The sequence below is a fragment of the Pseudomonas panipatensis genome, from assembly GCF_900099785.1.
GTDB lineage: Bacteria > Pseudomonadota > Gammaproteobacteria > Pseudomonadales > Pseudomonadaceae > Pseudomonas > Pseudomonas panipatensis.
The window spans coordinates 16739-35755 of sequence record NZ_FNDS01000017.1; the positions used below are offsets into that span (position 1 = coordinate 16739).

The 19017-nt window shown below is 69.1% G+C and carries 17 protein-coding genes; 9 read left to right on the forward strand and 8 right to left on the reverse strand.

The annotated features are described in order from the left end of the window. Nucleotides 1-3 precede the first annotated feature (3 nt). The 8 genes from BLQ74_RS25535 to BLQ74_RS25570 all read right to left on the reverse strand — a co-directional run bounded on the left by BLQ74_RS25535 (nucleotide 4) and on the right by BLQ74_RS25570 (nucleotide 7681). Complete coding sequence (locus BLQ74_RS25535) at nucleotides 4-885, reverse strand: branched-chain amino acid ABC transporter permease (protein WP_090268112.1); 882 nt, start codon at nucleotides 883-885, stop codon at nucleotides 4-6. Next, nucleotides 885-1652: an ABC transporter ATP-binding protein gene (locus tag BLQ74_RS25540; RefSeq protein WP_090268114.1), complete on the reverse strand. Its 768-nt coding sequence runs from the start codon at nucleotides 1650-1652 to the stop codon at nucleotides 885-887. The genes BLQ74_RS25535 and BLQ74_RS25540 overlap by 1 nt, the downstream gene beginning before the upstream one ends. Then, on the reverse strand, nucleotides 1649-2608 hold the full coding sequence (locus BLQ74_RS25545; protein ID WP_090268116.1) for an AMP-binding protein: 960 nt from the start codon (nucleotides 2606-2608) through the stop codon (nucleotides 1649-1651). Before BLQ74_RS25545 ends, BLQ74_RS25540 begins: the two co-directional genes overlap by 4 nt. 11 nt (nucleotides 2609-2619) lie before the next feature. Beyond that, nucleotides 2620-4017, reverse strand: coding sequence for an LLM class flavin-dependent oxidoreductase (locus BLQ74_RS25550; protein WP_090268118.1), 1398 nt, complete (start codon nucleotides 4015-4017; stop codon nucleotides 2620-2622). A 245-nt stretch (nucleotides 4018-4262) separates the two neighbouring features. Further along, the gene (locus tag BLQ74_RS25555) at nucleotides 4263-5021 is read right to left on the reverse strand and encodes an SDR family NAD(P)-dependent oxidoreductase (RefSeq protein WP_090268119.1); all 759 of its coding nucleotides are present in this window, start codon (nucleotides 5019-5021) and stop codon (nucleotides 4263-4265) included. Between the two features lie 112 nt (nucleotides 5022-5133). Beyond that, the gene (locus BLQ74_RS25560) at nucleotides 5134-5895 is read right to left on the reverse strand and encodes a PAS domain-containing protein (protein ID WP_244507270.1); all 762 of its coding nucleotides are present in this window, start codon (nucleotides 5893-5895) and stop codon (nucleotides 5134-5136) included. A 15-nt stretch (nucleotides 5896-5910) separates the two neighbouring features. Beyond that, nucleotides 5911-6546: a response regulator gene (locus tag BLQ74_RS25565; protein ID WP_090268121.1), complete on the reverse strand. Its 636-nt coding sequence runs from the start codon at nucleotides 6544-6546 to the stop codon at nucleotides 5911-5913. Beyond that, nucleotides 6512-7681: a sensor histidine kinase gene (locus BLQ74_RS25570; RefSeq protein WP_090268123.1), complete on the reverse strand. Its 1170-nt coding sequence runs from the start codon at nucleotides 7679-7681 to the stop codon at nucleotides 6512-6514. Before BLQ74_RS25570 ends, BLQ74_RS25565 begins: the two co-directional genes overlap by 35 nt. Nucleotides 7682-7946: 265 nt before the next feature. Here BLQ74_RS25570 and BLQ74_RS25575 point away from each other — a divergent pair, with 265 nt between their 5' ends. The 9 genes from BLQ74_RS25575 (at nucleotide 7947) to BLQ74_RS25615 (ending at nucleotide 18964) form a co-directional block, all read left to right on the forward strand. After that, nucleotides 7947-8486, forward strand: coding sequence for a dimethylamine monooxygenase subunit DmmA family protein (locus tag BLQ74_RS25575; protein WP_090268124.1), 540 nt, complete (start codon nucleotides 7947-7949; stop codon nucleotides 8484-8486). After that, nucleotides 8483-9412: a PDR/VanB family oxidoreductase gene (locus BLQ74_RS25580; protein ID WP_090268126.1), complete on the forward strand. Its 930-nt coding sequence runs from the start codon at nucleotides 8483-8485 to the stop codon at nucleotides 9410-9412. The genes BLQ74_RS25575 and BLQ74_RS25580 overlap by 4 nt, the downstream gene beginning before the upstream one ends. 14 nt (nucleotides 9413-9426) lie before the next feature. Next, complete coding sequence (locus tag BLQ74_RS25585) at nucleotides 9427-10443, forward strand: heme-dependent oxidative N-demethylase family protein (protein ID WP_090268128.1); 1017 nt, start codon at nucleotides 9427-9429, stop codon at nucleotides 10441-10443. A gap of 33 nt (nucleotides 10444-10476) precedes the next feature. Then, nucleotides 10477-11607, forward strand: a complete 1131-nt coding sequence (locus tag BLQ74_RS25590) for an aminomethyl transferase family protein (protein WP_090268130.1) — start codon at nucleotides 10477-10479, stop codon at nucleotides 11605-11607. A 43-nt stretch (nucleotides 11608-11650) separates the two neighbouring features. Further along, nucleotides 11651-12517, forward strand: coding sequence for a formyltetrahydrofolate deformylase (gene purU / locus BLQ74_RS25595; protein ID WP_090268131.1), 867 nt, complete (start codon nucleotides 11651-11653; stop codon nucleotides 12515-12517). Next, a complete protein-coding gene (gene folD / locus BLQ74_RS25600; protein WP_090268133.1) occupies nucleotides 12514-13410 on the forward strand; it encodes a bifunctional methylenetetrahydrofolate dehydrogenase/methenyltetrahydrofolate cyclohydrolase FolD in 897 nt (298 codons plus the stop codon). Before purU ends, folD begins: the two co-directional genes overlap by 4 nt. 14 nt (nucleotides 13411-13424) lie before the next feature. Continuing rightward, complete coding sequence (locus tag BLQ74_RS25605; protein WP_090268135.1) at nucleotides 13425-14786, forward strand: NAD(P)-binding domain-containing protein; 1362 nt, start codon at nucleotides 13425-13427, stop codon at nucleotides 14784-14786. Nucleotides 14787-14843: 57 nt separating this feature from the next. Continuing rightward, the gene (locus BLQ74_RS25610) at nucleotides 14844-17186 is read left to right on the forward strand and encodes a trimethylamine N-oxide demethylase (protein ID WP_090268137.1); all 2343 of its coding nucleotides are present in this window, start codon (nucleotides 14844-14846) and stop codon (nucleotides 17184-17186) included. A gap of 89 nt (nucleotides 17187-17275) precedes the next feature. Continuing rightward, nucleotides 17276-18964 (forward strand): APC family permease, encoded by a 1689-nt coding sequence (locus BLQ74_RS25615; RefSeq protein ID WP_090268139.1) that lies wholly within the window; start codon nucleotides 17276-17278, stop codon nucleotides 18962-18964. Nucleotides 18965-19017: the final 53 nt, after the last annotated feature.

The following is a 19017-nucleotide window of genomic DNA, read 5'->3' on the forward strand; positions in this document are numbered from 1 at the left end:
GGGTCACACTCGTTCGATGGCACGGTCGCCGAACAGTCCGGCGGGACGGATGTAGAGGAACACCAGGGCGAGGAAATAGGCGAACCAGGGCGTGATGCCGCCGCCCACCAGCGGTCCCAGGTAGGCCTCGGCGAGGTTCTCCGCGGCGCCGACGATGAGACCGCCGACGATCGCCCCGCCGATCGAGGTGAAGCCGCCGATGATCAGCACCGGCAAAGCCTTGAGCACCACCAGCGAGAGCGAGAACTGCACACCCTGGCGCGCGCCCCAGAGCAGCCCGGCGACCAGCCCGACCATCCCGGCCACGGCCCAGACGATCTGCCAGATGCGGTTCAGGTTGATGCCCAGCGACAGCGCCGCGTGGGTGTCGTCGGCCACCGCGCGCAGGGCGATGCCGATGCGCGTGCGGTTGAACAGCAGCGCCAGCGCCAGCACCAGGGCGGCGGCGACCGCGGCGGCGACCAGGTCGAACTGGCTGAGCATGATCGGCCCGAGGAACAGCGGCACGTCCTCGATGCCCAGGTCGAGGGCGCGCACCTGGGCGCCCATCAGCCCCTGGGCCAGGCCCTCGATGACGAACGACAGGCCGAGGGTGGCCATGAACAGGGTGATCTGCGAGCGCCCCAGCAACGGGCGCAGCACCAGGCGCTCGATGAGGATGGCGGCGAGCACCATCACCAGCAGGGTGAGCAGCAGCGCCACGGCGAAGGGCACGCCCTGCTCGTGCAGGCTGACGAAGGTCAGCGCGGCGAACAGCAGCATCGAGCCCTGGGCGAAGTTGAACACGCCGCTGGCCTTGTAGATCAGCACGAAACCGATCGCCACCAGCGAATACATGGTCCCGGCGAGCAGGCCGCCGAGCAGGGTTTCGAGGAAGAAATCCATCAGTGCGACCTCCCCAGGTAGGCGTCGATCACGTCCGGGTTGGCCTGCACCTCGGCCGGCGTGCCATCGCCGACCTTGCGCCCGTAGTCGAGCACCACCACGTGCGAGGACAGCCCCATGACCACCTGGATGTCGTGTTCGATGAGCACCACGGTGGTGCCCAGGTCGCGGTTGATGTCGGCGATGAAGCGGCTCATCTCGCGCTTTTCCTCGGCGTTCATCCCCGCCATCGGCTCATCCAGCAGAAGCAGCCGCGGCTGGGCGATCAAGGCGCGGCCGAGTTCGACGCGCTTCTGCAGGCCGTAGGCCAGGCTGCCCACCGCGACGTCGCGCCAGGCTTGCAGTTCGAGGAACTCGAGGACGCGCTCGGCACGCGCGGTGAATTCCCGCGCTTCGCGGCGCGCGCGGGGCAGGCCGAGGGCCTGTTCGAGGAAGCGGCTGCGCTGGAAGCGCGACAGGCCGGTGAGCAGGTTGTCGAGCACGCTCATCTTCTTGAACAGCGCGTTGTTCTGGAAGGTGCGGCCGATGCCCAGGCGCGCCGCCTCCAGCGGATGCACCCGGCGCAACGGCACGCCATCGAAGCGCAGTTCGCCGGCATCGGCGCGATAGACGCCGTTGAGGATGTTCAGCAGTGAACTCTTGCCGGCGCCGTTGGGGCCGATCAGCGCGCAGATCTCGCCCTGGCGAACCGCGAACGACAGCGCGGAAATCGCCTTCACGCCCTGGAACGACAGCGACACATCGCGGACTTCGAGCAGCGTGCTCATGCGACACGCTCCAGGTACGGGCGCAGCCAGGAGGACTGCGTCGGCGCACGCGGGTCGGCGCTCGGCGCGTCGATCCGTTGCAGGCGCTGGAAGCCAAGCAGGCGCCGCACCCGCGCCTTCAGCCAGCGCCGCGGCGGCGTCCGCGCATCGCTCAGGGTCCAGTCGCAGAGCCGTCGGCGCCAACTGCCGGCGGGGGCCAGGCGTGCCTCGATGTCCGCGGCCAGGCTGTGCAAGCGCGGCGCCGAGGCCAGCAGCGCCGTGGGCGCGATGTCGCGGCGGTCGCGGGCCGCCGATTCGTTGCTCTCGGGGAAGGCCAGGGCCTCGCCCTGTTCCAGCCAGCGGCTGAGCAGCTGGCTCAGCCCCTCGCGCCATTCGGTGCCCTCCTCGCACCAGAGCACGGCGTCACGCGCCGCCTCGCGCCAGGCCAGGCGGCCGCGCTCCAGCGGCTCGCCGGCGAACACCCGGTCGAGGGGCAGCACGTCCCAGGCGCCGACCTTGCGCGGCAGCGCCTGGGCGGAGAACAGCCGCAACGGCAGCGTCTGCTCGACGCCGGCGCGAAGCCAATGTTCGACCTGCTCGCGGCGCTGCACATAGGCGAACGCCGGGCGCTCGCGGCGCAGCTGCTCGCGCAGGGCGTCGCCGCGTGCCAGGCGCGACAGCGTGCTCAGCTCGCCGCCCAGTTCATGGGCGGCCAGTGCCAGGACCAGCAGGCTCGGCTCGTAGGCGCCGCACAGCAGCAGGCGCGAACCGGCGCCGAAGCCCTGCTCGCGCAAGCCGGCCGCCGCGCGCTCCACCTCGCGCAGCACATCGATCCAGCGCCAGGCCTTCCATTCCCCCAGGCGGCGGTGCCGCAAGGCGATGCGCAACGGCCGCTCGGCGGCCCAGCGGCGCAACTGTTGCAGCGCCGCCGCGGGCAGCGACACGGGCGCGCTGCGGTTCAGGCTGTGCACGCTCATCGGCGCTCTCCTCAGGCCAGCGCCGCGTCGGCCTGGCGCAGGCGGGCCAGGTCGCGGTAGCCGGCGGCCGGGTGCGAGGCCGGCAGGCGCGCGCCGTCGCCGAAGAGTTTTTCGCGCAGGGTGCCCTGGCTGTACTCGGTCTTGTACACGCCGCGCTTCTGCAACTCCGGCACCAGCAGTTCGACCACATCGACGAAGGTTTCGTGGGTCACCGCGTAGGCCAGGTTGAAGCCGTCCACGTCGGTGTCCTCGACCCAGCTCTGCAGTTCGTCGGCGACGGTCTCGGCGCTGCCGACGATCAGCGGACCGAAGCCGCCGATGCCGACCCAGTCGGCCAGTTCGCGCACCGTCCACTGCTTGCTCGGGTCGGCGCTGGAGAAGGCCTCGACGGCGGACTGGATGGCGTTGGTGTGGATGTGCTTGAGCACCTGGTCGGGCTGGTACTGGGCGAAGTCGATACCGGTCCAGCCGGAAATCAGCGCCAGCGCGCCTTCGTAGCTGACGTACTGCTTGTAGTCCTGCCACTTGGCGTGGGCCTGGGCATCGGTCTCGCCGACGATCACCGTCTGCAGGTTGAAGATCAGCACCTTGCGCGGGTCGCGGCCGGCCTCGGCGGCGCGCCGGCGAATGTCGGCGACGGCCTTCTTGAGGATGGTCTTCGACGGCGCGGCGACGAACACGCACTCGGCGTGCTCGGCGGCGAACTGCTTGCCGCGGCTCGACGCGCCGGCCTGGTAGAGCACCGGGGTGCGCTGCGGCGACGGCTCGCAGAGGTGGATGCCGGGCACCTGGAAGTGTTTGCCGTGGTGGCGGATCTCGTGGATCTTGCTCGGGTCGCTGAAGATGCGCCGCTCGCGGTCGCGCAGCACGGCGCCCTCCTCCCAGCTGCCCTCGAACAGCTTGTAGAGCACTTGCAGGTATTCGTCGGCGTAGTCGTAGCGCGCGTCGTGGTCGCTGAGGGCCTTCTGCCCGAGGTTGCGCGCGCCGCTGTCCAGGTAGGAGGTGACGATGTTCCAACCGATGCGGCCCTTGGTCAGGTGGTCGAGGGTCGACAGGCGGCGGGCGAACGGATAGGGATGCTCGAAGCTCAGCGACGCGGTCAGGCCGAAACCGAGGTGTTCGGTGACCAGCGCCATCGGCGTGATCAGCGCCAGCGGATCGTTGACCGGGACCTGGGTGGACTGGCGGATCGCCGCGTCGCCGTTGCCGCCGAGCACGTCGTAGATGCCGATGACATCGGCGATGAAAATCCCGTCGAAGCGCCCGCGCTCCAGCAGCCTGGCCAGGTCGGTCCAGTACTCCAGGTCCTTGTACTGCCAGGCGCGGTCGCGCGGGTGGGCCCACAGCCCCGGCGACTGGTGACCCACACAGTTCATCTCGAACGCGTTCAAACGGATTTCCCGCGACATGGTTGTCTCCTCCACTGCATATCCTCGGCGCCACCGATCGCGACGCCACTGAATAGCCCAGAACACAAACCGTGCCAGCTACAAAAATCCTTTCATTTCAATTAGTTAAGCAATATCACCAGGATCGCGCCGGTGTGTGCCGGACGGCAGTCTGTTGATCCACTGTTGCGCGGCGGACAGCGCCGCCCCGGCCAGCCACGAAGGTCCAGGGCGACGCCAGGAGGGCTCTGCGCCGGGCGCGGCGGTCAGTTGCCCGCCGACACGCCGTTGTCGATGGCCAGGTCGGCGCCGGTGATGGAGCGCGCCGCCGGCTGGCAGAGGAAGAACACCAGTTCGGCGACTTCCTGCGGCTGGATGAAGCGCGCGCGCTCGCCCTGCGGGTACTTGGCCAGCAGCTCGCGGTAGTAGCCCTGCGGGTCGCCGGCGCCGTAGTGCTCGGCCTGGAAACTGAGCATCGGCGTGTCGATGTCGCCCGGCGAGACGCAGTTGCAGCGCACGCCGAACGGCGCCAGGTCCAGTGCCAGGGTCTTGCTCAGCAGGGTCACCGCGCCCTTGCTCGCGCAATAGGCGGCGGCGTTGCGGTTGCCCTGGCGGCCGGCGTCGCTGGAGATATTGACGATCGCGCCCTCGCTGGCCTTGAGGTGCGGAATGGCGGCGGCGCACATGAAGAAGGTGGCCTTGAGGTTGACGTCCAGCACCAGGTCGAAATCCGCTTCGGAGAAGCTGTCCACCGGCCCTTCGCGCCAGACGCCGGCGGCGTTGACCAGGGCGTCCAGGCGGCCGCAGGCGGCCACCGCGGCAGCGACGATCGCGTTGCAGCGCGCGGGCAGGCGGATGTCCCCCGCGAGGCTGCCGGCCAGGGCGAAGCGCGCCTGCAGCTGCGCCAGTCTTGGCCCGTCCAGGTCGCTGGCGAAGACCCGCCAGCCGCCCGCGCTGAAACGTTCGACCAGGGCCTGTCCAACACCGCCCGCCGCGCCTGTGATGAGTACTACCGGAGTGTCCATCGTGCCTCCCCGTGACTGAATGCCATGGCGCCGCGGCCTGTGCCGGGCGCCGCCCGCTGCAGTCAAGCACAGCGGCGGCGGAAGCGGAAACCCCGCTGGGCGGCGGCGCGGCTCAGAGGCTCGCGCCGCCGCCGATCTCGAAGATCGCGCCTTCGATGCCGAGCACTTCGCCGGTGTCCGAATAGATGCCGACGCCTTTCTCCCAGACGTCCTTGATCCGCCCGTCGGCGCAGCGGATGCGATAGCTCAGTTCGTAGGCTTCGTGCTTGAGCAAGGCGCACTGCACCGTCGACCAGACGTAATCGACGTACTCGGCGAGGATCAGCGTGCTGTAGCTGTGTTCATGGGTATTGGTCAGGTACTCGGCCGGGTAGCCGGTCAGTGGCAGGCAGCCGGCGCTGACGAACTCCATGGTCCAGTGGCGGTTGTTGCGCCCCCGGTAGATCAGCCCCGGCAGGCCATCGAGCAGACTCTTCGCCGCGCGCCGGCTGGCTTCCAGCTGGATTTCCTGGCGCCGCCGGCGGGTGCCGTCGCTGAGCGCCACATAGTAGTGCTCGCCGCGCCGCCCCAGGTGCAGGTCGAACCAGCGCAGATCGCCGCGCGGGTGGATGAAGCGCATGCGCCGGTGCAGGCTGCGCTCGCCGTCCTCGCGCAGCTCGTCGAGCGCCGCCTGCCAGTGCGGCAGGTCCTCGCGGTGCAGGTAGTCGGCCAGCTCGCCGCCCAGCCGGCTGGCTTCCATGAGCGCGCTCCAGGCCTGGTTGTACTGGCGCAGACGGCCCTGGCGGTCGAGGCGCAACAAGGCCAGCGGGTAGCCGTCGAGGTCGCCGCCCTGGGCGTCCACGGGAATGTGGCTGTCGAAGAAAAACTTGGCCATGCGCGTGCTCCTTCCTCAATCGGCCCGGCCGCCACTGCGATGGACCCAGGCCGCCAACTCCAGCCGCGAGTTCAGGTTGAACTTGCGCAGCAGGTTCTTCACATAGATTTTCACCGTGCCATCGCTGATCCCCAGTTCGCGGGCGATCAGCTTGTTGCTCAGGCCGCTGGCGATCAGCGCCAGGGTCTGCGCCTCGCGCTCGGTGAGGTCGCCGGGCGTGGCCGGCCCCTGGACCTGCTCGGCGAGCAGCGCCACCAGGGTTTCGTCGAGCGCCACCGTGCCCTTGCTGCAGTGCCGCACATAGTCGAGCAGCGCGTCCGGCTCGGTGTCCTTCAGCACGTAGCCCTCGGCGCCGAGGCGCAGCGCGGCGACCAGCTCGGCGCGGTCGAGCGAGGCGGTGAGGATGATCACCCGGCTGGCCAGTTCCAGCTGGCGCAGCTCGTCGAGCACCTGCAGGCCGCCCAGGCCGGGCATGTGCAGGTCGAGCAGGATCAGCTCGGGGAGCAACTGGCAGGCCAGGGTGATGCCCTCGCGCCCACCGGAAGCCTGGCCGACCACGACGAAGTCGCCGCTGTCGCTGAACAGCTCGGCCAGGCCACGGCGAAACAACGGGTGGTCATCGATCAGCAGCAAGGTGGCGTTGGGATGCACTCGCCGGCTCCTCTTGGTATTGGCCTTGGCCGTGGTCGGCGCCGCGCTCGCCCAGGGCCAGCCACAGGCCGACGCGGGTGCCCTGCGGCAGGAGGCCTTCGACGCGCAGGCTGGCGCCGATCGAGGCGGCCCGCTCCTGCATGATCGACAGGCCGAAATGGTTACCCTCGGCGCACCCGCCCTGCAGGCCGATGCCATCGTCCTCGACCTGCACGCAGAGCGCGCCGTCGGCCTGGCGCAGTTCGATGCGCGCGCTGCGCGCGTGGGAGTGGCGGACGATATTGGCCAGGGCTTCGCGGACGATCTGCAGGATCTGCAATTCCTCCTCGTCGTCCAGCAGGCCGTCGGGGAAGCGGTTGTCGAGGTCGAAGACGATCTGGCTGCGCCGGCCGAACTCATCCAGGGAGTCGGCCAGGGCCTGGCGCAGCGAGCGCCCGTCGAGGCTCAGGCGGGCGTTGCTGATCAGTTCGCGCACCTGCCGCTGCAGGCCGCTCAGGCCACGGCGCAGCTCGTCGAGCAAGGCCGTGGCCTGTTCCGGCTGCTGCAACTGGCCGTGCAGGCGGTTGGCCTGGAACGACAGGAAACCCAGTTGCTGTGCCACCGAATCGTGCAGTTCGCGCGCCAGCGCACTGTTCTGGCCATGTTGCTCGATGCGTTGCCGCGCGCGCAGCCGGCGCACCCCCTGGCAGGCGCTGGCGAGCAACGGCAACAGCGGTTGCAGCGCCCGCGCCGCCGGGCTCTCGGGCTCCGCGCAGTCGTCCAGCAGGAGCACCCCGTAGCCGCGCCGGGCCTTCGCCGGCAACGGACAGAGCAGGCGCCGGCGGCCCTGCCGCAGACAGGTCGCGCAGGCCTGCGCATGGCTCAGCGCGGCCGGCTCGCGCAGGGGGCAGGCAGCCTCGCCGCAACAGTCACGGGCGCGGCTCAGCGGCGCCGGCAGATCGGACTGCTCCAGCAGCAGGCGCAGGTCGACGCGGCCCAGGGCGGCCATGAAGCGCGCCAGCGGCGACCAGGAGCCGGGCTCCTCCAGCAGCTCGCCGAGCAACGCCAGCTCCGCGGCGCGCAGACGGGCCGCGTCGATACCGCGGGTACCTCCCGCGGCCCAGGTTTTCCGCCACTGCCCACGTCGCTCGACCATACCCACGCCTCGCTTATTAGCTGTCACCTGGGCAGCAACTTTCATGCCCCGTCGGCTCGGCGGCGGAGCCCTTATCCCTTTGGGGGTATCACCTCCTGCTGATTGAGGGGTTATTCGTACTGGGAAATTATCTTCCCCACAGAGAAACCGGACGGAATCGCCTCCCGGCCTCCCGAACGGCACCGCGACCTGCACCAAGAGCAGGCCCGGCGCCCCGGAAACAGGCAGGCGACAGCCGCGACCGCCACGCACAGAGAGGACGCCCATGGCCACCGCCGCCCCCACCCCACCGAGTCCGCTGCCCAGTGAACCGCGCTACGGCCTGGCACGTCGCGCCGACGCCGCCGAACACCTGTTGGTGGCGCAATCGGCGGCCGCCGAACAGGCCGCCGTCAGCGAACTCGCCGGGTTGCCACTGAGCCGCCTGGCGCCCGCACCGGGCAGCGCCGCCGCCCTGCAGCGCGCCCTGCTGGAACGCCTGCGCCACTCGCCGGTCGGCCTGCGCCTGTACCTGGCCGGCGACGAAGCCTTCGTCTGGCCGCTCTACTCCCTGGCCCGCAACGCCGGCCTGCAAGCCGATGAAATCGACCTGTTGCGCAGCGGCGAGGCGCGCCGGCCGGTGTACTGCGTGCACTGCGCGACCACCCAGCTCGGCGATGCCAGCGAGCGCCTGCAATGCCGCCAGTGCGGCGTCGGCCTGGAAGTCCGCCGGCACTTCTCGCGGCGCCTGGGCGCCTATCTCGGCGTCTGCGCCGACGCCGACCACCCCTATGCCGTGCAAGCCAACCCGGAGGCGCAAGCATGAGTGCCTGGATCGATGTGCGCGTGGCCGAGGCCCGCGAAGTCACCCCGGTGATCCGCGAGATCGCCTTCGAAGCCCTGGAAGGCCAGTTGCCCGGTTTCTCCGCCGGCAGCCATGTGCAACTGCAACTGCCCAACGGCGTGCGCAACGCCTACTCGCTGATCGGCGACCCGAGCGACCGGCGCGCCTACCGCATCGCCGTGCGCCGCCAGGAACACTCGCGCGGCGGCTCGCGCTACCTGCACGAAGAGCTGCGCGTCGGCGACCGCTTGCGCTTGGGCGCCCCGGCCAACCTGTTCGCCCTGCACAGCGAGGCGCGCCTGCACATACTGGTCGCCGGCGGCATCGGCATCACCCCGTTCCTCGCCCACTGCGCCGAGCTGCTGCGCCGGGGCGCCGACTTCGAACTGCACTACGCCTACCGCGGCGGCATCAGCGATGCCTATGTGGCGGCGCTCGGCGAACGCCTCGGCGCGCGCCTGCACTGCTACGACAGCGACGAACGCAGCCTCGACCTCAACCAGGTCCTGCGCGGCCGTCCGCTGGGCAGCCATGTCTACGCCTGCGGCCCGCAACGCCTGCTGCTCGGCCTGCGCGAACAGGCCGCCGCCCTCGGCTGGAGCGACAGCCGGGTGCACTGGGAAGCCTTCGCCGCGCCCGAGCCGGGCCTGCCGTTCCGCGTCGAGCTGGCGCGCAGCGGCCGGCAACTGCAGGTGGCCGCCGAGCAGAGCCTGCTCGAAGCCCTCGAAGCGGCCGGCGTGGAGCTGCCCAACCTGTGCCGCGGCGGCGTCTGCGGCCAGTGCCAGACGCGCTACCTCAAGGGCGACGTCGAGCACCGCGACCACTTCCTCGACGCCGACCAGCGCGCCGACAGCCTGATGCCGTGCGTCTCGCGCGGTTGCGGCAGCCCGATCCTGCTCGACCTCTGACTGGAGTCGCCCGAATGAGCCTGACCTTCAAACCGGTGGAAAGCTATCGCGAAGCCTTCAGCTTCCGGAACAGCCCGGACGCCATCCGCCGCTTCCCCTTCCCCTTCCCGGAAGACCAGTACCTGTACTCGGTGAACATCGAACCGGCCACCTCGCGCGATCCCGGCTCGGTGTTCGAGCACTGCTTCGACATCGACGAGCACTACCGCTCGGAAACCGCCGAACGCGCCCTGGTGCTGGAGCGCGACCCGAGCCGCTGCCTGGTCATGCCGCACATGCAGACGGCCGCCTGGGACGCCCTCGGCGTGCTCATGGAGCAGCTCGCCGCCGACTACCCGGAGTACTTCCGCCTGGAGCGCGACGGCGACCGCTGGCACTGGCGCAACCTGGCCCTGGGCATCAACCAGGCCTTCACCTTCGGCGACGCCGCCAGCCTGCCGTGCGAACCGCTGGAATACATCACCCGCCAGGTCCAGGGCGACTTCGCCCTGCTCGACCAGCGCGACGGCGACCTCTACATGGACGCCGGCATGGTCACCGCGCCGGCCGACTGGTCGCTGGCCTTCGACGCCGGCATGAGCTTCAAGCAATGGCACTCGCCGGTGCCCATGGCGCACCAGATGGGGGTCTTCGACCGCGCCCTGAAATACCTGCTGAACATCCAGGTCGGCCATCCGGTACGCCGGCTGAACTGGACCATGACCATCAACCCGCGCCTGGACACCTCGCCGGAGACCTACCACGAGTGGGGCAGCGAGCGCGGCCTGGTCAGCCCCGACAACGTCGGCCGCCTGGTGCACCTGCGCGTCGAGCTGCAAGTGATGCTGCGCCTGCCGCGCAGCCACGCGCTGATGTTCAGCATCCGCACCTACCTGATCAGCATGGACGAACTGGTCACCCAGCCGGCCTGGGCGCGGCGCCTGCACCGCGTGCTGCGCGACCTGCCCGAGCCCATCGCCGACTACAAGGGCCTGACCCGCTACCGCGCGGTGCTGGTGGACTGGCTCAGCCAGTTCGACCGCGACGCCTGACCCCGACCTCTACCGCCCACCGGAGAAATACCCATGGCTAACTCTTGGCGCATCAGCGCACTACGCGAACGGCACCTGACGCTCGGTTCGAAACTGGAAGACTGGAACGGCATGGGCACCGCCTGGACCTACGCCAGCGACCTCGCCGACCACCACGAAGCGATCCGCACCCGCGCCGGCCTGATGGACGTGTCCGGCCTGAAGAAGGTGCACTACGTCGGCCCGCACGCGGAAAGCCTGCTCGACTACGCCACCACCCGCGACATCAGCAAGCTCTATCCGGGCAAGTCGGTGTACGCCTGCATGCTCGACGAGGACGGCAAGTTCATCGACGACTGCATCGTCTACCGCACCGGGCCGAACGCCTTCATGGTGGTGCACGGCGCCGGCAGCGGCTACGAGATGCTGATCCGTTCGGCCCAGGGCCGCCAGGTCGCCGTGCTGTTCGACGACGACCTCCACGACCTGTCGCTGCAAGGCCCGCGCGCCGTCGACTTCCTCGCCGAGCACGTGCCCGGCATCCGCGACCTGCCGTACTTCCACCACCTGCAAGGCAAGCTGTTCGGCCGACCGGTGATGATCTCGCGCACCGGCTACACCGGCGAGCGCGGCTACGAAATCTTCTGCAAGGCCGCCGACGCGCCGCTGATCTGGGACAGCATCCTCGAACAGGGCAAGGACCTCGGCATCATCCCTTGCGCCTTCACCGCGCTGGACTGGCTGCGGGTCGAGAGCTACCTGCTGTTCTTCCCCTACGACAACTCGCAGATGTACCCCTTCGCCGACCAGAAAGCCGGCGACACCCTTTGGGAACTCGGCCTGGACTTCACCGTCTCGCCCGGCAAGCAGGACTTCCGCGGCGCCGGCGAGCACTACCGGCTGCAGGGCCGCGAGCGCTTCAAGATCTTCGGCGTGCTGCTCGATGGCGAGCAGGCCGCCGGCAACGGCGACAGCCTGTGGAGCGACGGCCGCCAGGTCGGCCTGATCACCTGCGCCATGTACTCGCGGCTGACCGGCCGCTCCATGGCCATCGCCCGCCTGCAGCCGGACTACGCCGAAGCGGGCGTGCCGCTCGAAGTGCGCGGCAGCCTGCAGGCCAAGGCCGTGGCCCACGCCCTGCCGTTCGACGACCCCGAGAAAAAGAAGCGCACGGCCAAGGGCTGAGCGGCTCCCACCGACCCATTTCCCCAGTGAGGCAGAGCACCCCATGGACTCCGCATCCCCGCAGTACATCCTCAAGATCAGTTGCCCGGCGACCTCGGGCATCGTCGCCGCCGTGACCACCTACCTGGCCGGCCGGCAGTGCTACATCGGCGAACTGTCGCAGTTCGACGACGAGTTCACCGGACGCTTCTTCATGCGCGCAGTGTTCCGCTTCAACGCCGGCTGCAAGCCGGACATCGAAGCCCTGCGCCAGGGCTTCGAGGACATCGCCGTGCCCTTCGAGATGGACTGGGAGCTGTTCGGCAGCGACCAGCCGACCCGGGTGCTGCTGATGGTCAGCAAGTTCGACCATTGCCTGGTGGACCTGCTCTATCGCCACCACAAGGGCGAGCTGGACATGACCATCACCGCCATCGTCTCCAACCACCTCGACCTGCGGCCGATGGCCGAGCGCGAAGGCATCCGCTTCATCTACCTGCCGGTGACCAAGGACACCAAGGCCCAGCAGGAAGCCGAACTGCTGCGCATCGTCGAGGACACCAGGACCGAACTGGTGGTGCTGGCGCGCTACATGCAGATCCTCTCCGACGACCTGTGCAAGCAGCTCTCCGGCCGCGCCATCAACATCCACCACTCGTTCCTCCCCGGCTTCAAAGGGGCCAAGCCCTACCACCAGGCCTACGAGCGCGGCGTCAAGCTGATCGGCGCCACCGCCCACTACGTCACCAGCGATCTCGACGAAGGCCCGATCATCGAGCAGGAAGTGCAGCGCGTCGATCACGCCTACCTGCCCGACGACCTGGTCGCCATCGGCCGCGACACCGAAACCGTGGCCCTGTCCAAGGCACTCAAGTACCACCTCGAACATCGCGTGTTCATCAACCGCGACAAGACGGTGATCTTCCCATGAGCCGCGCCGCCACCCTTCCCCGCCTCATCGACGGCAAGGCCACCGCCGCGCGCGTGCTGGCCGAGGTCAGCGATGAAGTCGCCGACCTGCGCGCCCGCGGCGTGCAGCCGGGGCTGGCCGTGGTGCTGGTCGGCAGCGACCCGGCGAGCCAGGTCTACGTGCGCAACAAGGTGCTGCGCGCCGAAGAAACCGGCATCCGCTCGCTGGAGCACAAGCTGCCGGCGGACACCGACGAAGCCACCCTGCTGGCCTTGATCGAACACCTCAACGCCAGCGCCGAGGTCAACGGCATCCTCGTGCAACTGCCGCTGCCGGCGCACATCAACGAACAACGCGTGCTGCAGGCGATCGACCCGCTGAAGGACGTCGACGGCTTCCACAGCGAGAACGTCGGCGGCCTCAGCCAGGGCCGCGAGGTGCTCACGCCCTGCACGCCGAGCGGCTGCCTGCGCCTGCTGCAGGACACCTGCGGCGAGCTGCGCGGCAAGCACGCGGTGGTGGTCGGCCGCTCGAACATCGTCGGCAAGCCGATGGCCGCCCTGCTGCTGCAGGCCGACTGCACGGTGACCGTGGTGCACTCGCGCAGCCAGGACCTGCCGGCGCTGTGCCGCCAGGCCGACATCGTCGTCGCCGCGGTCGGCAAGCCTCGGCTGATCGACGCCAACTGGTTGAAGCCCGGCGCGGTGGTGATCGACGTCGGCATCAACCGCATCGATGAAGACGGCCGCAGCAAGCTGGTCGGCGATGTCGACTTCGACAGCGCCCTGAGCCTGGTCTCGGCCATCACCCCGGTTCCCGGCGGCGTCGGTCCGATGACCATCGCCTACCTGATGAAGAACACCGTCGCCGCCACCCGGCGGCAATGCCTGGCCGCGCGCCCGGCGCAACCTTGAGCGGAGATCCCAGCATGACCCTACGAGTCGCCATCATCGGCGCCGGCCCCTGCGGCCTGGCGCAACTGCGTGCCTTCCAGTCGGCCAAGGAAGGCGGCGCCGACATCCCCGAACTGGTCTGTTTCGAGAAGCAGAAGGACTGGGGCGGCATGTGGAACTACACCTGGCGCACCGGCCTCGACGAGCACGGCGAGCCGGTCCACGGCAGCATGTATCGCTACCTCTGGTCGAACGGCCCGAAAGAGTGCCTGGAGTTCGCCGACTACAGCTTCGACGAGCACTTCGGCCGGCCGATCGCCAGCTACCCGCCGCGCGAGGTGCTCTGGGACTACATCCAGGGCCGCGTGCTGAAGGCCGGCGTGCGCCCCTACATCCGTTTCGAGACCGTGGTGCGCCGGGTCGAGTGGATCGAGGAGCGCCAGCGCTTCGCGGTGAGCGTGCACGACTACGCCAACGACGTCAGCGAGACCGCCGAGTTCGACTACGTGGTCAACGCCTGCGGCCACTTCTCCACCCCCAACGTGCCGGAGCTGCCGGGCTTCCAGAGCTTCGGCGGACGCATCCTGCATGCCCACGACTTCCGCGATGCGCTGGAATTCAAGGGCAAGGACGTGCTCATCGTCGGCGCCAGCTACTCGGCCGAGGACATCGGCTCGCAATGCTACAAGTACGGCGCGCGCAGCATCACCAGTTGCTACCGCAGCGAGCCGATGGCCTACCGCTGGCCGGCCAACTGGGAAGAGAAGCCGATGCTGCTCAAGGTCGAGGGCAAGATGGCCTACTTCGCCGACGGCAGCCACAAGTCGATCGACGCCATCATCCTCTGCACCGGCTACCAGCATCACTTCCCCTTCCTGCCCGACAGCCTGGCGCTGAAGACCGCCAACCGCCTGTGGCCGCTGAACCTCTACAAGGGCGTGTTCTGGGAAGACAACCCGCGCATGATCTACCTCGGCATGCAGGACCAGTGGTACTCCTTCAACATGTTCGACGCCCAGGCCTGGTATGCCCGCGACGTCATCCTCGGGCGCATCGGCCTGCCCGACAAGGCCAGCATGCACGCCGAGAACCAGGCCTGGCGCGAGCGTGAAGAGCAACTGCAGACCGCCCAGGAAATGTTCGAGTACCAGGGCGCCTACATCCAGCAACTGGTCGACGCCACCGACTACCCGAGCTTCGACATCGCCGGGGTCAACCGCACCTTCCTGCAATGGAAGGACGACAAGCGCGAAGACATCATGGGCTACCGCAACAAGTCCTATCGCTCGCTGATGACCGGCAGCCAGTCGCCGCAGCACCACACCCCCTGGCTGGAGGCGCTGGACGACTCGATGGAGGCCTACCTCAACCCGCCGCAGACCGCCAAGCGCGCCTGAGACCGGCCGGCCCGCCCGCGTGGCGGGCCGCATCGACACGCAAGCGAGGAAGCGCCCATGAACGCCCCGATCGTCAGCCGGCCGCGCGAGCCCGGCCTGTACCGCCGCAGTCCCGGTGTCGAGCGCCACCTGGTGCGCGGCGGCGGCTTCACCCTGGTCGAACTGCAGCCCGGCGACCAACTGCAGGTGGTCGACCTGGAAGGCCTGCAGCCCTGCGAGCTGCTCGCCTTCGACGCCAGCGGCCGCGACGCCCTGGCCGCGCTGGGCCTGAACGGCCGGCACAGCGGCGGCTTCTGCGCCGCGCAACTGCAACGCCCGGAAGCGGTGTTCGCGCGCGCCCGCCAACGCCTGGCGGCACGCGGCATCGACTGCGCCCGGCTGCCCGCCGCGGCCAACCTCTGGCCGGCGCAGAGCCTGGCCGGCGAGCAGCGCCGGTTCACCGCCGAAAGCACCATTCTGGTGCTGGTCGGCGCGCCCGGCGAGGCCGCGCCGGTGGATCGCCAGGCATCGCCGACCGACCTCGCGCTGAGCATCCAGCGCGCCAATCCGGGGCTGCTCTGGACCCCGCCGCTGCCCGAACCGCTGGCCGATCCGATCGACGAATTCAGCATCCGCCCCGGCACCGCCCAGGCCTACCGCATCGCCGCCGGCGACTACATCCAGGTGCTCGACGTCGCCGGCCGCCAATGCTCGGACTTCGTCGCCCTGCGTCAGGCCGAGCTGGAGCGCGGCATCGAGCTGGACCTCGACCAGACGGTGACGCGCACCCTCAACGGCAACGCCTACCCGGCGCCGGGGCTGTTCTCCAAGTTCTTCGACCGGCAGATGCAGCCGATGCTGGAGGTGGTGCGCGACACCGTCGGCCGTCACGACTCCTTCAACCTGGCCTGCACCGCGCGCTACTACGAGAGCCACGGCTACTTCGGGCACGACAACTGCAGTGACAACCTCAGTCGCGTGCTCGCCGAGCATGGCGTGCAGGCGCGCGCCGGTTGGCCGGCGATCAATTTCTTCTTCAACACCGAGGTCGAGGCCGCGCAGCGCATCGCCCTCGACGAACCCTGGTCGCGTCCGGGCGACTACGTGCTGCTGCGCGCGCTGACCGACCTGGTCTGCGCCAGCAGCTCCTGCCCCGACGACATCGACCCGGCCAACGGCTGGGAGCCGACCGATATCCACGTTCGCCTGTATCGCGCCAAGGAGCGCTTCTCGATCGCCATGGCCAGCCGCAAAACCGCCGACGCCGACCCCGTGCTCACCCGCGAATCCGGCTTCCACTCGAAGACCGCCACCCTCACCCGGCACTTCACCGACTACCGCGGCTACTGGCTGCCCAGCGAGTACTCCGGCTACGGCCCCACCGAGGAATACCTGGCCTGCCGCGAACAGGTGGCGGTGATGGATCTCTCGGCGCTGCGCAAGTTCGACGTGCTCGGCCCCGACGCCGAGGCGCTGTTGCAGTACTGCCTGACCCGCGACGTGAAGCGCCTGGGCATCGGCCAGGTGGTCTATTCGGCGATGTGCTACGAGCACGGCGGCATGCTCGACGACGGCACCCTGCTGCGCCTCGGCCAGGACAATTTCCGCTGGATCTGCGGCGACGACTACGCCGGCATCTGGCTGCGCGAACAGGCCCAGCGCCTGGGCATGAAGGTCTGGGTCAAGTCGGCCAGCGAGCAGATCCACAACCTCGCCGTGCAGGGCCCGCGCAGCCGCGAGCTGCTGGCGCAACTGGTGTGGACCCCGGCGACCCAGCCGGGACTGGAAGAACTCGGCTGGTTCCGCTTCCTGGTCGGCCGCCTGGACGGCTACGACGGCTGCCCGATCATGGTCTCGCGCACCGGCTACACCGGCGAGCTGGGCTACGAGATCTGGTGCCACCCGCGCGACGCGCGGCGGGTCTGGCAGCGCGTCTGGGACCTCGGCCAGCCGCTGGGCATCGCCCCGCTCGGCCTGGTGGCGCTGGACTGGCTGCGCATCGAAGCCGGGCTGATCTTCGCCGGTTACGAATTCGACGACAGCACCGACCCGTTCGAGGCCGGCATCGGCTTCAGCGTGCCGCTGAAGAGCAAGACAGACGACTTCATCGGCCGCGAAGCGCTGCTGCGGCGCAGCCAGTACCCGCAGCACAAGCTGGTCGGCCTGGAGCTGGAAGGCAACGAACTGGCCGCCCATGGCGACTGCGTGCGCGTCGGCCGCGCCCAGGTCGGGGTGATCACCAGCGCCTGCCGTTCGCCGCTGCTGGGCAAGAGCATCGCGCTTTGCCGCCTCGCCGTGGAGCACTGCGAACCCGGCAGCCTGGTGCAGGTCGGCAAGCTCGACGGCCAGCAGAAACGCATCGACGCGCGCGTCGGCGCCCCGATTTTCTACGACCCGGAAAAGCGCCGGGTGCGCGGCTGAGCTGTCCGCCAAGAGACAGCCATAACAACGATCCTGGTTCCACGCCTTGCTGAGCTGCCCCGGACAATCATTCCAGATAGGGGAACGTGATGGACGCAGTAACGATTGATCAAGTCGCGATGGCTGCCCAGCCAAGCGGCACGCTACACCGCAAGATCGACTGGAGAGGCGCTTTCTGGGTGGCCAGCGGCGTCCCGGCGCTGGTGCTGTTTTCCATCGGCGCGATCGCCGCCACGGTCGGCAAGCCGGCCTGGATCGTCTGGATGCTGTCGATCAGCTTCGGCTTCATCCAGGCCTTCACCTACGCCGAGATCGCCGGGCTGTTTCCCAACAAGTCCGGCGGCGCCTCGGTCTACGGCGCGGTGGCCTGGGTGCGCTACAGCAAGCTGATCGCACCGCTGTCGGTGTGGTGCAACTGGCTGGCCTGGTCGCCGGTGCTGTCGATCGGCTCGGGGCTGGCCGCCGGCTACCTGCTCAGCGCGCTGTTCGCCCCGGACGCGCTGATCAACACCTGGCAACTGACCCTGCTCGACCTCGGCTTCATCAAGAGCGGGCTGAGCCTGCGGGTCAACGCCACCTTCCTGCTCGGCGCGGCCATCCTGCTGGTGGTGTTCGCCATCCAGCATGGCGGCATCCTGCGTTCGGCGCGGCTGACCCTGGTGCTCGGCGTCACCGCGCTGATCCCGCTGCTGCTGGTCGGCCTGGTGCCGCTGCTCACCGGCGACACGCCGCAGGCCAACTTCCTGCCGCTGATGCCACTGGCCCACGACGCCAGCGGCAAGGTGATCGACGGCGCCTGGGACATCTCCGGCTGGACGCTGATGGCCGGCGGCCTGTTCATGGCCGCCTGGTCGACCTACGGCTTCGAGACCGCGGTCTGCTACACCCGCGAGTTCAAGGACCCGAAGCGCGACACCTTCAAGGCGATCTTCTACTCCGGGCTGCTCTGCATCCTGGTCTTCAGCCTGGTGCCTCTGGCCTTCCAGGGCAGCCTCGGGCTCGGCCAACTGGTCACCCCGGCGGTGCTCGACGCCAAGGGCAACGTGGTCACCGCGGCGGTCTACAGCGGCATGCTCTCCGCCGACATCTACAGCGGCATGGGCGTCGGCAAGGTGATGGCGCAGAGCATCGGCGGCGGCGCCCTGGTGCAGAACATCGTGCTGATCATGCTGGTGCTGGCCACCCTGCTGGCGATCATGACCTCCATGGCCGGCTCCTCGCGGACGCTCTACCAGGCCTCGGTGGACGGCTGGCTGCCGCGTTACCTGGGACACGCCAACGAGCACGGCGCGCCGACCCGGGCGATGTGGACCGACCTCTGCTTCAACCTGATCCTGCTGCTGATGTCGGACTACGTGTTCGTCCTCGCCGCCTCCAACGTCAGCTACATCATCTTCAACTTCCTCAACCTCAACGCCGGCTGGATCCACCGCCTCGACCGGCCGACCTGGACGCGCCCCTACAAGGCGCCGACCGTGCTGCTCGGCCTCGGCGCCCTGCTCAGTTTCGTCAACCTCGCCTGCATGGGCCTGGGCGCCGATATCTGGGGCAGCGGCACCCTGCTCACCGGGCTGTTCTTCGCCGTGCTGATCATCCCGGTGTTCCTCTACCGCCACTACGTGCAGGACAAGGGCGTCTTCCCCGAGGCCCTGCAGAGCGACCTGCACCTCGATGAGCAGGGTGTGCTGCACCGCGCCGGCGTGCTGCCCTACGTCGTGCTGGCGGCCGGCGCGCTGCTGGTGTTCTACACCCACCACCTGGCGACCAGCGCCGGCTGATCCGCAGGCGCAGGCAATCCGCACCGTGCTCCGGCCTCCCCAGGGAGGCCGGA

What these genes read in the sequence shown, in the direction of transcription:
- BLQ74_RS25535 (WP_090268112.1), bottom strand. Translation starts at nt 885, where the DNA reads ATGGATTTCTTCCTCGAAACCCTGCTCGGCGGCCTGCTCGCCGGGACC.
- BLQ74_RS25540 (WP_090268114.1), bottom strand. Translation starts at nt 1,652, where the DNA reads ATGAGCACGCTGCTCGAAGTCCGCGATGTGTCGCTGTCGTTCCAGGGC.
- BLQ74_RS25545 (WP_090268116.1), bottom strand. Translation starts at nt 2,608, where the DNA reads ATGAGCGTGCACAGCCTGAACCGCAGCGCGCCCGTGTCGCTGCCCGCG.
- BLQ74_RS25550 (WP_090268118.1), bottom strand. Translation starts at nt 4,017, where the DNA reads ATGTCGCGGGAAATCCGTTTGAACGCGTTCGAGATGAACTGTGTGGGT.
- BLQ74_RS25555 (WP_090268119.1), bottom strand. Translation starts at nt 5,021, where the DNA reads ATGGACACTCCGGTAGTACTCATCACAGGCGCGGCGGGCGGTGTTGGA.
- BLQ74_RS25560 (WP_244507270.1), bottom strand. Translation starts at nt 5,895, where the DNA reads ATGGCCAAGTTTTTCTTCGACAGCCACATTCCCGTGGACGCCCAGGGC.
- BLQ74_RS25570 (WP_090268123.1), bottom strand. Translation starts at nt 7,681, where the DNA reads ATGGTCGAGCGACGTGGGCAGTGGCGGAAAACCTGGGCCGCGGGAGGT.
- BLQ74_RS25575 (WP_090268124.1), top strand. Translation starts at nt 7,947, where the DNA reads ATGGCCACCGCCGCCCCCACCCCACCGAGTCCGCTGCCCAGTGAACCG.
- BLQ74_RS25580 (WP_090268126.1), top strand. Translation starts at nt 8,483, where the DNA reads ATGAGTGCCTGGATCGATGTGCGCGTGGCCGAGGCCCGCGAAGTCACC.
- BLQ74_RS25585 (WP_090268128.1), top strand. Translation starts at nt 9,427, where the DNA reads ATGAGCCTGACCTTCAAACCGGTGGAAAGCTATCGCGAAGCCTTCAGC.
- BLQ74_RS25590 (WP_090268130.1), top strand. Translation starts at nt 10,477, where the DNA reads ATGGCTAACTCTTGGCGCATCAGCGCACTACGCGAACGGCACCTGACG.
- purU (WP_090268131.1), top strand. Translation starts at nt 11,651, where the DNA reads ATGGACTCCGCATCCCCGCAGTACATCCTCAAGATCAGTTGCCCGGCG.
- folD (WP_090268133.1), top strand. Translation starts at nt 12,514, where the DNA reads ATGAGCCGCGCCGCCACCCTTCCCCGCCTCATCGACGGCAAGGCCACC.
- BLQ74_RS25605 (WP_090268135.1), top strand. Translation starts at nt 13,425, where the DNA reads ATGACCCTACGAGTCGCCATCATCGGCGCCGGCCCCTGCGGCCTGGCG.
- BLQ74_RS25610 (WP_090268137.1), top strand. Translation starts at nt 14,844, where the DNA reads ATGAACGCCCCGATCGTCAGCCGGCCGCGCGAGCCCGGCCTGTACCGC.
- BLQ74_RS25615 (WP_090268139.1), top strand. Translation starts at nt 17,276, where the DNA reads ATGGACGCAGTAACGATTGATCAAGTCGCGATGGCTGCCCAGCCAAGC.